At 34.1% G+C, this 13,784-nt stretch carries 14 protein-coding genes and 2 pseudogenes; 5 read left to right on the top strand and 11 right to left on the bottom strand.

The features are described 5' to 3' along the window. Nucleotides 1-5: 5 nt before the first annotated feature. Nucleotides 6-1,175 carry a DEAD/DEAH box helicase gene (locus JFU23_RS26080; protein WP_002012513.1) on the top strand — a complete coding sequence of 390 codons (1,170 nt, stop codon included), beginning with the start codon at nucleotides 6-8 and terminating at the stop codon, nucleotides 1,173-1,175. Nucleotides 1,176-1,189: 14 nt separating this feature from the next. Next, a pseudogene (locus JFU23_RS26085) lies at nucleotides 1,190-1,270 on the top strand (VOC family protein); the annotation flags it as partial. 44 nt (nucleotides 1,271-1,314) lie between these two features. Here JFU23_RS26085 and JFU23_RS26090 read toward each other — a convergent pair. Further along, complete coding sequence (locus tag JFU23_RS26090; RefSeq protein ID WP_085310711.1) at nucleotides 1,315-1,953, bottom strand: zinc dependent phospholipase C family protein; 639 nt, start codon at nucleotides 1,951-1,953, stop codon at nucleotides 1,315-1,317. A 29-nt stretch (nucleotides 1,954-1,982) separates the two neighbouring features. Next, nucleotides 1,983-2,969: a quinone oxidoreductase family protein gene (locus JFU23_RS26095; protein WP_201033059.1), complete on the bottom strand. Its 987-nt coding sequence runs from the start codon at nucleotides 2,967-2,969 to the stop codon at nucleotides 1,983-1,985. 196 nt (nucleotides 2,970-3,165) lie between these two features. Between JFU23_RS26095 and JFU23_RS26100 the strand changes: the two genes are divergently transcribed. Both JFU23_RS26100 and JFU23_RS26105 read left to right on the top strand, forming a co-directional pair. Continuing rightward, the gene (locus JFU23_RS26100) at nucleotides 3,166-3,744 is read left to right on the top strand and encodes a sigma-70 family RNA polymerase sigma factor (RefSeq protein ID WP_085310713.1); all 579 of its coding nucleotides are present in this window, start codon (nucleotides 3,166-3,168) and stop codon (nucleotides 3,742-3,744) included. Further along, on the top strand, nucleotides 3,741-4,430 hold the full coding sequence (locus JFU23_RS26105) for a DUF3600 domain-containing protein (protein WP_137057991.1): 690 nt from the start codon (nucleotides 3,741-3,743) through the stop codon (nucleotides 4,428-4,430). The genes JFU23_RS26100 and JFU23_RS26105 overlap by 4 nt, the downstream gene beginning before the upstream one ends. Before the next feature lie 12 nt (nucleotides 4,431-4,442). Here the strand turns inward: JFU23_RS26105 and JFU23_RS26110 are convergent, their stop codons facing one another. From JFU23_RS26110 to JFU23_RS26130, 4 genes are all read right to left on the bottom strand, one after another. Then, on the bottom strand, nucleotides 4,443-4,685 hold the full coding sequence (locus JFU23_RS26110; protein WP_002135917.1) for a hypothetical protein: 243 nt from the start codon (nucleotides 4,683-4,685) through the stop codon (nucleotides 4,443-4,445). A gap of 311 nt (nucleotides 4,686-4,996) precedes the next feature. Beyond that, nucleotides 4,997-5,431, bottom strand: coding sequence for a hypothetical protein (locus JFU23_RS26120; protein ID WP_137057990.1), 435 nt, complete (start codon nucleotides 5,429-5,431; stop codon nucleotides 4,997-4,999). 86 nt (nucleotides 5,432-5,517) lie between these two features. Then, complete coding sequence (locus JFU23_RS26125) at nucleotides 5,518-6,489, bottom strand: MBL fold metallo-hydrolase (RefSeq protein ID WP_201033060.1); 972 nt, start codon at nucleotides 6,487-6,489, stop codon at nucleotides 5,518-5,520. Nucleotides 6,490-6,738: 249 nt separating this feature from the next. Beyond that, on the bottom strand, nucleotides 6,739-6,948 hold the full coding sequence (locus JFU23_RS26130) for a DUF3925 family protein (protein ID WP_000844974.1): 210 nt from the start codon (nucleotides 6,946-6,948) through the stop codon (nucleotides 6,739-6,741). A 225-nt stretch (nucleotides 6,949-7,173) separates the two neighbouring features. On the opposite strand from JFU23_RS26130, the gene bsaA reads away from it, so the two are divergent. Then, nucleotides 7,174-7,656: a glutathione peroxidase gene (gene bsaA, locus JFU23_RS26135; protein WP_201033061.1), complete on the top strand. Its 483-nt coding sequence runs from the start codon at nucleotides 7,174-7,176 to the stop codon at nucleotides 7,654-7,656. 96 nt (nucleotides 7,657-7,752) lie between these two features. Here bsaA and JFU23_RS26140 read toward each other — a convergent pair whose 3' ends face one another. From JFU23_RS26140 to JFU23_RS26160, 5 genes and pseudogenes are all read right to left on the bottom strand, one after another. Further along, nucleotides 7,753-9,981, bottom strand: a complete 2,229-nt coding sequence (locus JFU23_RS26140) for a transglutaminase TgpA family protein (protein ID WP_201033062.1) — start codon at nucleotides 9,979-9,981, stop codon at nucleotides 7,753-7,755. Continuing rightward, nucleotides 9,978-11,192, bottom strand: a complete 1,215-nt coding sequence (locus JFU23_RS26145; RefSeq protein WP_201033315.1) for a DUF58 domain-containing protein — start codon at nucleotides 11,190-11,192, stop codon at nucleotides 9,978-9,980. Before JFU23_RS26145 ends, JFU23_RS26140 begins: the two co-directional genes overlap by 4 nt. Continuing rightward, nucleotides 11,192-12,154 (bottom strand): AAA family ATPase, encoded by a 963-nt coding sequence (locus JFU23_RS26150; protein WP_201033063.1) that lies wholly within the window; start codon nucleotides 12,152-12,154, stop codon nucleotides 11,192-11,194. The genes JFU23_RS26145 and JFU23_RS26150 overlap by 1 nt, the downstream gene beginning before the upstream one ends. 404 nt (nucleotides 12,155-12,558) lie before the next feature. Next, nucleotides 12,559-12,899, bottom strand: a pseudogene (locus JFU23_RS26155) (hypothetical protein). Nucleotides 12,900-13,016: 117 nt separating this feature from the next. Next, nucleotides 13,017-13,517, bottom strand: coding sequence for a hypothetical protein (locus JFU23_RS26160; RefSeq protein WP_002031586.1), 501 nt, complete (start codon nucleotides 13,515-13,517; stop codon nucleotides 13,017-13,019). Nucleotides 13,518-13,784: the final 267 nt, after the last annotated feature.

Genomic DNA, 13,784 nt, shown 5'->3' on the forward strand with positions numbered 1-13,784 from the left:
AACAAATGATAAAAGATATGCAACCATTTTTACAACAAGCTTGGGAAAAGGCTGGTTTTAAAGAATTTACTGAAATTCAAAAACAAGCGATTCCAACTATTTTAGAAGGACAAGACGTTATTGCTGAATCTCCAACTGGAACAGGAAAAACATTAGCGTACTTATTACCACTTTTACATAAAATTAATCCTGAAGTTAAACAACCTCAAGTTGTAATTTTAGCGCCAACTCGTGAACTTGTTATGCAAATTCATGAAGAGGTTCAAAAGTTTACAGCAGGAACGGATATTTCAGGTGCGTCTTTAATTGGTGGTGCGGATATTAAGCGCCAAGTTGAAAAATTAAAGAAACATCCGAGAGTTATTGTCGGTTCACCAGGACGTATTTTAGAGTTGATTCGCATGAAAAAATTAAAGATGCATGAAGTGAAAACGATTGTATTTGATGAGTTTGATCAAATTGTAAAACAAAAGATGATGGGTGCTGTACTTGATGTAATTAAATCAACGATGCGCGATCGTCAATTAGTGTTCTGCTCGGCGACAATAACAAAAGCTGCAGAAGATGCGGCACGTGATTTGACAGTTGAACCACAATTAGTACGTGTAACACGTTCAGAGGCACAGAGCCTAGTTGAACATACGTATATCGTTTGTGAGCGTCGTGAAAAAAATGATTATATTAGAAGAGTTATGCATATGGGAAATGTAAAAGCAGTTGCCTTCTTAAATGATCCATTCCGTTTAGATGAAATTACTCAAAAACTGAAGTTCCGTAAAATGAAAGCAGCAGCACTTCATGCAGAGGCAAGCAAACAAGAGCGTGAAGTAACGATGCGCGCGTTCCGTAGCGGGAAATTAGAAATATTACTTGCTACTGATATTGCAGCACGTGGATTAGATATCGATGATTTAACACACGTAATCCACTTAGAGTTACCAGACACAGTAGACCAATATATTCACCGCTCAGGACGTACTGGACGTATGGGTAAAGAAGGAACAGTTGTTTCTCTTGTAACAGAACAAGAAGAGCGTAAATTACTTCAATTTGCGAAAAAATTAGGTATCGTGTTTACGAAACAAGAAATGTTCAAAGGAACATTTGTAGAATCGAAACCACCAGCACCAAAGAAAAAGAAACCAGCTTTTACTGGTAAGAAAAAGCCTAGATAAATAATGAGAAAGACGTAACTATGCCTACTGGTAAATTGTTTAACTTTGCTGATAGTGAAGGGAATTACTTTGCAGTAATGGGAAAAAATAAATAATTATATAGTTATGTGAAAATCCCCCTCGTAAATAATGAGGGGGATTAAATATTTGAAGTCAATTTTTTATTAACGAGTTGTTCTATAAAAAATGTTCCTTTTTCAATTGCAGTCTCAATATAACCAACGATTTGATCAAATGAAAACACTTGTAAGTTTTCGTGCAAGTGTTGCTCAGGGTATAGCATATCTTCAAAAATATATTGCCGAAAAGCTAAAACATTCTTTCTAGAAATCTCCTCTATATTCACAATGTTAGCCTCTTGATTAAGTAGGGCGAAGAGCTGCTGTTCTTTATCGTAATGATGCAACAATTGTGCGTTCAATAATTTAAAATCGTTATAGTACATAGGTACGATAGTTTCGTCGTTTTCTATTCTGTTTTTAAGCCAAGGTAGAAAAAAGCCGCTTAGCCAATTATCATCGGCAATGAGGTGGGTATAATAACCTAAAATATAAGGGGAATCCAGATGATCTTCGTATTTATGAATAAATGAATCATAATCTATTCTTCTCGTATAGTTCTTCGTTGTACCAGCGTAAAAATGTGAAGTTCCTTTTTCTTTTTTTGAATGAACAGCATCAGGAGCTACACCACCAAGTAAGAAAGAAGTTTTATCTTGAATAGATAGTTTCTCAGCAATACCGCTTGCGATAATGATATGCATAATTCGTGATCCCATGAATAACACCTCTATTTCATGTATTCATTTTAGGGAGCTGTCTGAACGTGTAGTATTACTTTCCCTGTACTTTGTCTACTTTCGACCCATTCATGTGCTTTCCCTGCATCTTGAAGAGGAAAAGATTTCGTAGCTTTAATTTGTAAACTTCCATCGCGTAAATAATGGAAAACTTTATTCGCAGTTTCTTGAAGCAATTCAGGACGTTTTTTCCGTGTAGTGCCAAAGCTGAAACCGAGTATAGAACGGCAACTTGCGTGTAAATCTTTCGTTTGAAAAATACTAACTTCTCCGCTAGCATTTCCGAAATGGACGAGACGACCGTAATAAGCAAGGCATTCTAAACTTCTTTCGGACACAGTACCAGAAATAGAATCTAAAACAATATTAACGCCTTCTCCGTTTGTAAGCTGATTTACCCTCTCTACAAAATCTTCATCTTGATGACAAATAACATAATCGGCTCCTGCATCAAAAGCGATTTTTCTTTTCGCTTCACTTCCAACAGTACCGATAACTTTTTTAGCGCCTAATAGTTTTGCAAGTTGAATCGCTGTAGTACCAATTCCACCAGCAGCTGCATGGATTAGAACTGTTTCATCTTTTTGTAGTCTTGCAATATTTGTAAGTAAATTGTAGCTTGTAAAAGATACGATAGGGCAGGCAGCTGCAGCTTGAAAATCGACTTCATCAGGTAAAACGAAAGTAAGATTTTCGTTTGCGGCAACGTATTCTGCGTAAGATCCGTTTTGAGGGAAAGCGATGACACGTTGTCCAGAATGAATATTTTTCACTTGAGAACCTACGTGTTCTACAATACCAGCTACATCTATACCTGGAATAAAAGGTAATGCTTTGTTTCTTTTTTTGTCATAGCGTGATTTAATATCGGCGAAATTAACACTAGTAGCAACAACACGAATCAAAACTTGATTGTCTGAAATAGCCGGTATCTCCACGTCTGTATATTTCATCACTTCAGGACCACCGAACGAAGTTACAACGATAGCTTTCATATAATATCCTCCTAAATTTGAATATATATATTATTTTAAATCTTTATTAGAAATTGGAAAATTATATAATTGTTATGCAGGGTTATAAGTGAAACTTATGAAGTCATTGCATCATTATATTAATTTATTTGAAAAAAATCGAACGAAATATCGTTTTCTTGCCAATATATAGTGTAGGACAAAGGAGGGATGGTACATGAAGGGTGAAACAGTGTATACAGATTTAATCCAATTAACTTTATCAGGCAATAAAGAAGCATATAGCGAATTGTATGATAAAACGATTCAAGAAGTATATAAGACAGCACATTTTTTAATAGAAGATAAAACGGATGTAGATGATATCGTTCAGGAAATATACATACAACTATATGAATCGCTTCGTAAATATGATAGCGAGAAGCCATTTCGTCCTTGGCTAATTGGACTTGCAATTAAACAAATTCATTCTTATAGAAGAAAGAGGTGGATGCGATTACGAATTATAAAAAAAGCAGAAGAGCAAAGAAAACCAGTACAAATTGATTTTTCTAGCGATGTTGTAAGTAAAATATCAAATCAAAAATTAATCGAACTCATTCATAAGTTACCGTATAAATTGAAACAAGTTATTATCTTAAGATACTTACACGATTACTCTCAAGAAGAAGTAGCACAAATATTACATATTCCAATCGGTACAGTGAAGTCTAGAATTCATGCGGCATTAAAGAAACTACGTCAAAAAGAGCAAGTAGAAGAAATCTTTTTAGGAGAGGTAGGGAATGTGAAATGAGCTTAGATTGTAGAGTTAGAGAATCTATACAAGAAGAAGCGAAGGGGATTATTGCCCCGCCGGAGTTAAAAGAAAAAGTAATTGTTCAGATTAAAATGAAGCGAGGGGGGAACAAAAGGAAGAAGCGCCTTATTGCAGGAGTAATTGCAGCAGCATTTTTAATCCCGACGACTGGTTTTGCTTACCAATCTATTATGGCGGATGGTATATACGGATCTTTTGAGAACTTAAAAAAACATGCCGGAGCTATAACATTAGAAGGATACATGCGTTTTAATGCAAAGTTATCACAAGCGAAAAACGAAATGGGTGCGAAGGAATATGAAGAGTTTACAAAAGAACTAAAGAAATTAACAAATGCAAAGCTTGAGTACGGGGATTCGAACGGTAATATTGATTATGATCAATTATCACCAGCTAAAAAAGAGGAAATGAAAAAGGTAGAAATGGAACTTCAGCCGTATTTTGATAAATTAAATGGCCATAAATCTAGTAAAGAAGTATTAACTTCAGAAGAGTATGAACAATATATGGAAGCGTTAATGTCATATCAAACTGTATTAGTAAAAGCGAAATCGAGTGGTGGGATAACAGTAGAAGAAGTACCTGAAGCTTATAAAGAAAGATTTATTAAAGCAGAACAGTTTATGGAGTATGTAGATGAAAAGGTGAGCTTTTCTTATTGAAACGTAAATATATTAACCACCTATTCCTTTTGCTAGCAATAAGAAATATACAAATATTAGTATGACTCCATTTAATGTCGTACCAACTATTTTAAATAGCCAATTCTTTGATGCGATCGCAAAAATAATACCGAGTAATGAAAGAATACTTAGAAGCACAATAATTAATGTTAAATTTGAATTAGGTCCTCTTAAAATAAAGAAAGAACATATACTTGTGATAAACGTTAGAAACGAGAAAGTCCCTAATTTCATAATAAGTCTCCCTTGTTTGAAATGTATTTTGATTTAGTGCGCGACTTTCTTTAGTTTAACATAAATTTCCTATTACCAATTAAATATATGAACAATAAAAAACGAGTATAAAATCTATGCGATTTCATACTCGTTTTGTTATTACTTAAATTTCCTTACCACATGTATAGCAACTCTTACAAGGAGTATTGCACTTATAAATAAACCACCATAACCAACGACACTTAAAAATTGAACATTAGGTTCTTTTGCATACAAGTTAGGGGCAGAATTATCTTGATTTGCTTAATAAAGTGAAAGTGGGAAATCACTTAGTTATATTCCTTACTATTCTCCTTGTCTGTTTGTATCAAACAATCTAAAAGTGAGTAACCAGCTATTAAACTAATAATGGTAACGAAAGTTGTATTCACAAGAATAATATTAGTTAAATAAGGTAGGTATTTGCCAACTGGTGAAAAGAGTAGGGCTGGAGAAAAGGAAATGAATAGTGTTGGCAACGTAATAGCGATAAATTTATCCGGCTGAAAGCTCCAGTTTTGTTTGCTCATTTCGCGATTAATGGATTGTAGGAATCGTAATAAAATGCCGAACAAAAGAGGGAAGAGTGTAAAGTAGAATAATCTTGGATAGACGTTAAAGTTCATTTGCGCGTCTGTATCTAAATAAAATTGAATTTTAACACCTACAAATAATAATAAGATGATAAATAATGTAAAGCAGAGGTAAAGTATCAATTTTTGCATTCCATTCCACCATCCTTTATTAAAAAATATATTCAAAAAAAGAAGAGATATACAATAACTACTGTTATATATCTCTTCTTTTACTGTTAGTTGATAGTGGATTTGGATTTCTCTTGCTTCGTGAAATAATCAATAATGCCCATTGCACTAATTTCTATATCTAGATGTAAAATGTTATAAACGGAATGATTTGATGGAACGTTTAACTTTGTAAGATGAGAAGAGATTTTATCCATTAATAAAGTTTGTAAAGCTTTAGTCGCTTCATCGAAATCATTATACTTTTCAAAGACTTCTTTACCAGTACCAACGAAAATAGGTAACCAATGTTCAAGTTGGTTATATACTTCTGTAACGTTGGATGATGCGCCGTAATGACCGAAATAAATAGTATCTACATTCATACTTTGAATATGATTTTTAGAAGCAATCATCGCATCTGGCTGGAATTGTGAAGGAGACGTTGATGGTAGATATAGTTCTACATCAACGTCTGCGAGTTCTCTATAATAAATTCCTATTGTATCGCCAGTAAAAATGCCGTTTGTTAATGAATCATGAATGCTAATATGGTGCTTCGCATGTCCTGGTGTATTATAAAATGAAAGTGTACGGTCTTCTGCAATTTTTAATGTATCACCATTTTGTACAATATGAACACGTTCTTCTTCAATTGGAAGAATTGGATCAAAAAGTTTATCAAAATCTTCTTTGTACACAGCTTTTGCGCCAAGAATTAGTTTTGTTGGATCAATCATATGACGAGCCCCGCGCGGATGCACAAATAGAGTAGCATTTGGGCACTTTTCCATCATTAACCCTGCTGCGCCTGCGTGATCTAAATGAACATGTGTAACGATAATGTTTTTTACATCATTTAAATTAATATGTAATTGCTGTAAGCCGTCTAAAATATAGGGAAGAGAAGGGGCCGCACAAGTTTCAATTAAAGTAATATCGTCACCTAATAAAACGTATGTACCGGTGCGTTCATCATGTTGTAAGTCATAATCATCAATAAGATATAGATGAGAAGATAGTTGTTCTACTTTTTTCATACTTACCACTCCTTATATACGGTATGTATCTATTATACGCTAAAAATAGAAAAAGACAGAAAACGAAAGCTCGTCTTCTGCCCTTTTGTAATGTAGTTATCCCGCTATTCGCCGGGCAGTAAGACCCCCACCTCAAAATGCAGCGAAAGCAAAGAAGTTAGGTGGGGATCAACTGCCCGTAAAAGCCCGATTGGTGAGGGCTGATAATCGGTGGGGATGAAGAAAACCCCCACTGATTAAAGTTTCACTTTATCTCGTTTGTTCTTTATTGATAGACATAACGAACAGTCCAACAATGCCACCAACGATCGGAAGCATAATTTCTCCTGCTAAATTAAAGTAGGAGCTTAAAAATAAACCATTTACATCGATTACCCAGCCAATAACATACAATAACATCATATATAGTACGAAATAAAACTCGCGATTTGAAATCGTTTCATGTTGTGCAGTTTTCATAATGAACACCATCCTTTTCTATTATAATGGAAATATAAACTGTCACACTTTGTTCACAAATTAATTGTAAAACTTTCCATCATAAAAGTCTAGTATATTGTGTCGAATTTTCGAACGAAAATAAAGCGCTATCATTCTGGTATGTGAGTACGTAATAAGAGCTGTATATTCACGAATGTAGTATAGTATAAACATAGAATGATAGTGATGAGAGGGGTCGGAACAATGACAGTTTATGATTTTTCAGCTAAAACAATAACAGGAGAAGATAAATCGTTAAAAGATTACGAAGGAAAAGCACTTCTTATTGTAAATGTAGCTAGCAAATGTGGTTTTACACCGCAATATAAAGGATTACAAGAAGTATATGATAAATATAAAGACCGAGGACTAGAAATACTCGGTTTCCCTTGTAATCAATTTGGGGGACAAGAACCAGGCACAGAAGCTGATATTACTAGTTTTTGTGAATTGAACTACGGTGTAAACTTCCCGATGTTTGCAAAGGTTGATGTGAAAGGTGATAAAGCTCATCCACTATATACATACATGACAGAACAAGCACCAGGTTTACTCGGTATGAAAGCAGTAAAATGGAACTTTACTAAGTTTCTAATCGGAAAAGACGGGAAAGTAGTAGGGCGTTTTGCGCCGCAGACGAAGCCGGTGGATTTAGAGGTTGAGATTGAGAAGGTGCTTGGGGAATAATTAGGAGTTAGCTATCTTTTATTATGTTTACTAAAAAACACCTCAAAGAACAAAGTAGCTCTTTGAGGTGTTTTCTTTAAACTCACATTATCAAGATTAAATCACTCTATCGTAGTCGTTTGATTTAGGCAGAGAAGCTGCTTTTTTCATAAGCACTTCCCATAAGTGTACGGATGTCTTCCATTCGGCTGCGACCTGTTCCTTTTGATACATAGCGTTCTCATAACTGAAAGTAAGTTGTTGCATATCGGCCGAATTGTAAAGTGTATCGATGTGGAGAGCGTATTCTCGGAATGTTTGACTTTCACCCCGTGGTATGCCGATTCTCGCAAATTGTTTTAAAAGTGCACCGTAAGCTTTTTGATAAACAGCATCATCTTTTCGGTATTTATAGAAAAGAATAATAAAAAATGTAATCCATTTCATTCTAGTGGTGAAGAGAATGTATCCGATGATACTAATCGGTATCATAGAGAGGAATACGTACTGCCAATAAAACCCACTTTTGGAATTTGTGATCTTTTTAGTAGAGGCTTCTTCTGTATTTTCTATTAAATTTTTGAGCTTTGCTTCATTGTTCCGTTGGTGTATTGGCTCGTTATTAGAATTATTTACTTCGTTATTTTGTGAAGTAGAAGCAGGAGTATTATTTGTAAAATTATAGGGATTGGTAAATCCTTTTGTTGGTTCGAATGGAATCCATCCGTATCCTGGGAAATATACTTCGACCCAAGAGTGTGCGTTATTGTTCGCGATTTTATAAACATTCTCACCTTCTGTACTAGCAAGTGTATTCTCCAGAGTTCCTTCTGTAAATCCTTTTACCCAGCGAGCAGGAATCCCAGCAGAACGAAGTAACACGATCATAGATGTCGAAAAATTATTGCAGTAACCGCTTTTTGTATCGAAAAGGAATTGATCTACATAGTCTTGGTTTTTGGCAGGGTATAAGACATTCATTGTTTCGTATACAAAAGAATTGTCTGTAAAGTAATTTTCAATAGCTAATACTTTATCATATCGGTTGTCTTTATCATTTGTAAGATTGACAGCCAAGTCTTTTACTCGCTGTGGTAATGATTCGGGAAGTTGCGTGTACTTTGTCATGAAATAAGGATTTGATTCTTGACCTTCATTTGTTTTTACAGCTTTCAAGTTTTCTATGGAAAACTCCGGAATCTCATATGTTACTTTATATGAATTTAAAATAGTAGAAGAATCTCCGTCCATCGTATAGATTTTTTCTGAAAAGGGGTCAACGCTGTATGATACATCAGAAGAAGCCTCAACTGATACTAATCCTGCTGGATAGGTAAGGTGAGGATAACTTTTTTGCATGGTGATTGTTGCCTCAGTTATCTCCGTTTTTGTATTTGGTTCGTACCAGCTCACGACGTCGTTTTTATTTTTAAAAGAAACTTTTTTTCGATTTTCAGAAACATCCCAACCTTTTCCTGTATAAAAATCTTTTGTTTCTACTCTCCAATATTGTTTGTTTTGCGTTTGTGCTGTAAAAATAATTGTATTATCCGGCTTAAAAGGACCGCCTAATTGCGAGTCATCTAGACCATATCCAATTTTAGAAACTTCTTGTTCTTTACTTGCTTCAGATGTGTTGAATTTTAAAAAATTCATTGGGTTTGGCCATTGAGGGCCAAATTTTGGAGCGAAGTATGCGATGGTTGCTGACAATACAATAAATATTGTAAGAGGTCTAAGTAATTTTGAGATTACTCTAGCATAATTTTGTAAGTGTTCAATCTCTTTTATTCGTTCTATTTGAAGAAGACTAAGCATAAAAAAGCCGATGACAACAGTACGAATAATAGCGTAGTTTGCATTGTATAAATGTAAGTTATGAAAAGTTGTGATATAAATAATAGTCAATATAAGAAATAACAACCCACGTTTTTTATGAATAACCCAAAAAGAGCTGAAAGAACTCAAAAACCAAAATGATAGAAAAAATAATAATGTTGGAAAAACTGGAGAAATATCTAGCAAATCCCCCTGGAAAAACAGAGAGGAATTTCGAGAAATATCAGCAAAAAATTTTGTTAGCCAAGATGGATTTATAAAAGCATTTTTATAATACAGGAAATGAATGATGAATAAGATCGTGACGATCTTTATTGGAATCTGCCACCTTGTTTGAAAAAAAGAGAGAGTGAAGCAAATTCCTATAAATATTACAAAAATATCTAATCTACCTACGTTTGTAATACCTATAAGGGGTCTTAGCCATTCTAGTAAAAGTAAAAATGCGCATGCATGCATGAAGAATCTGCTCATATCCCATTTGTATTTTGTTTGTAATGTTATCATTTGCTCACCTCAAAAAACGCGTTTGTATACCGGTTCCCATAAACCACATTTACAAATATTTTTCGTTTTTGTAGAGTTTCTAGAATACTTAGTTCTCGATGGGAGAGTTGATTTGCTTTTTCTTTCACGACAAACACCATTAATTTTCTGTTTTTTATAGCAGCAAAGTCAGCCGCCTTTTGAATATCGGGAGAAAGATCGCTTGTTACGAGTATAATCGTTACGGGCTCATAAATTTTTCTTAATTCCATTTCTACACTCCGGGAGAGCGGGAATACACTGTCTGCTTGTACTTTCGCTAGATGACAAAAGATTTGTTGTAACTGCATATCACCATTGTCTAAAGGGAAAAAAGTTCGTTCTTTTCCGACAGACACGAATGACACTGGTGAATTTTGCTTCAAGACAGCCCTTACAATAGAGGCGGAAAATGTTACGACTGATTCGAATAGAGGGGACTCAGTTCTGTCCATAAATATCATGATATTATGGCTGCGCTGTTGTTCAAACTCTTTCGTCATAATATTGTTTGTTCGGGCAGTTGCTTTCCAATCAATCCATGAAAAGCGGTCACCAGGTTTATAGTCTCTGACACCGACAGAGATTGTAGAGTCTTTTGCTAAATTTATATTTGCTGAAAGCGCTCCTTGTTCGAAATGATTTTCCAATTGTCGATATGTTATATCTACGTACTGGGGATAGACTAAAAATGTATCTAGAACTGAAAAAGTTACTTCTTTCTCCATCATACCGAATAGATCACCAGTTTTGACACGTACGCTTGAAAAAGTGTGCTCTCCTCTAGGGATTGTGTCAATTGCATATTGAAATGAAATATTTCGTTTCAATCCTGGAAAGAGTATTACCTTATTCACCTTCGTTTGTCTACAATTTGTAAATTGTGATGGCAGTTCATCTTCTATAATTAAATAAAGTAAGGGAAAAGGAAATCTTCTTTTTATTGTAATGGTGCTTAAAAATTGTTCTCCTACTGCATATTCATTTTGGTTTGTTATTCGTTTTACTTCAGCGTCTCGTAAAGCGTAGAAGGGAAGTAGTAGTGAATAAAGACCAATAGGAATCGTACTGTAAAACAAAAACCAACTTACAAATCCTCCTTGAAGCATAGCGTACACAAATGTTAAGACTAGGCATAAAGGGATTAGCAATAACTTCGTAACGTGATATAGTGCTCGTAGTAGTCGTTTCATCAAAGGTTTTTCGTCCTTTGAGTCGGCACGGTAGTTCGTGCAACGATTTTGGCGATAACTTGTTCTCCTGTTATTCCTTCAAATCTTGCTTCCATTTTTAGAATGAGTCTGTGAGCTAAAACGTAAGGAGCTAAAAATTTAACATCGTCTGGAATAACATAATTTCTGCCATGGATGAATGCATAAGCTTGTGAAGCTTTCATTAAAGCGATTGAGCCGCGTGGACTTGCACCTAGCTGTATAGAACTATAAGAACGCGTCTGAGTAACAAGTTTTACAATGTAATGCTTGATTGCTTTGTCCATGCTTACTTCCCGTACGCTTTGTTGTAAATAAAGTAATTCTTTTATTGTAGTAATAGCTTGTAAATGAGAGAGTGGATTTGTTTTTTCCATCCGGTTTAAAATTTCAAACTCTTCTTCTGGTGTAGGATATCCCATTTTTAGTTTCAATAAGAAACGATCGAGCTGTGCTTCTGGTAAAGGATATGTTCCCTCATATTCGACCGGATTTTGTGTAGCCATTACAAAGAAAGGTTTTGGTAACGATCTTGTAATGCCATCTATTGTGATAGTGCCTTCTGCCATACTTTCAAGTAAGGCAGATTGTGTCTTTGGAGATGTACGATTAATTTCATCAGCAAGTACAAAATTCCCCATAATCGGTCCAGGCTTGAACTCAAATTGGAGTTCTTTTGGATTATAAATAGAAACACCTGTTACATCTGACGGCAGTAAATCAGGTGTGAATTGAATACGCTTGTAATCAGCATCAATAGATTTAGAAAGAGCACGTACTAGCATTGTTTTCCCAACGCCAGGAACATCTTCTAATAGTACATGACCTTCAGCTAAGAGAGCTGTCAAAGCTAAGATCGTTTCTTTTCGTTTTCCGACCATTAACTTTTCAATATTGTTAATTATTTTTTCTATAATGGGATGTAATGAATCAAGCTGGGGCATCGTAATCCTCCTAATGTTATTATCGTTTTCTAATCTATTTAGTGGAAAATAGAATTTATCTTTCTATTTGCGAGTAGTGAAACTTTTATCTTTAATTCTAAGAATATTCAGATTATTTATCTGATTACATCCAGTATAATTGTTTCCGTAACTAAGGGCAATATGGTAAATAATGATTTCTCGTTTTATGTGAAATACGTTTGGATATAGAATAGCATCGTCGGTAAAAGTAGAAGAGGGGAAGGACAGGAAAGATTGACCTCAATGAGCAAAATAAATAGCGTAGGAAACCCTACGCGTAAAGTTTGGAACATATATTAATACGCCTTGTGATTAAAATATATATGAATAAAATAAAGTCGGCTTCACATGAAGAGGCCATCTATTTAAATTATTACACTCCTTTATTTTTTATCTTTTTTATATTCTTTTCGTTTATTTAACCAAATATGAATCAATTCTACCAATTCCATTGTTTCAATCTCACAATATTCTCCTTTCCCATCTTCGGCTAAATTGTCTAACACAGTAGTTGTGTCGTTCCGGATTTCTAAACCGCAAATGTTGCCATTTACTACTACATAATTTTTTCTCCGTTTAAAACACTATATATTTCTTCTAAAATCCAATCTCCAAAAGCTGAAACTTCAATTCCTAAAAAAGTTTCAACAAGTTTTATTTCTTGAGGAAGTCTCATAACTAAATCACTACTGTTAAGTACTTCAAAACTATATGGATATTTCATGACTATTTTACTCCTTTATTTCTGGCTTTAGTGACTCTATTTACTTCTCTATTAATCTCATAAGCTCTATTAAGGTAATAAATTCTTATACCATCATTACTCTTGTCTTACTTACATTTATAGTAAAAGTAGATTGTTATTAAACTTATTTATCCAATATTTCTCTGATGTAGGTATGAGTTCAGTGAAATCTTCATATGTACCTATCCAATCTTTTGGTACATAGTTTTCGTATGATGCCGGTTCTGGAAACATTGAATATAGTATTTTATTATCAAAGTTAATTAATAAGACTGGACTATAATCTAATAGATCTTCTACTGCATTCTTCCTTTTAATATTTTCAAGTAGTAAATAATTTAATTCTTCTTTAGTTGTTTTATATTGATTAATCCTTACTAAAAATACTTCTACATTTTCATGATCTAATACTTTTATTCCATTTCTTTCTTCTGTTTCATCATTATCTTCAATGCTTATACCTAAATTTTTATATGCATTATCTAATTTATTATAATCTAAAAACCATAGTTCTTTATCTGTTACATACCACCTAAACTCATTTTTATATATGACGGCTACTATAATGTTTTCTGCATAAAGCGGTTCTAATATCATAATCTACTCCTTTTATTATTATCTTAATATCCTACCATTCTGGTGTATTCTTCTCTTCATTCAATCCAAGTTGCTGGCAAATCATATGGGTTTCCTGACGTTTTTTGTTCAACTATTTTCAGGATATTTACTCTTAGTATGTTGGATTGAAAGTATTGTATTTTCATTTATAAACTTATCTTACGATTTAGGCAAATCAAATTTAACTATTCCCAAATTACTTCCGCTATTATATAAGAAATTTTTTGCACGCTCATTATAATCTGT

This window comes from Bacillus sp. TH50 (genome assembly GCF_016650565.1).
Classification (GTDB): domain Bacteria; phylum Bacillota; class Bacilli; order Bacillales; family Bacillaceae_G; genus Bacillus_A; species Bacillus_A mycoides.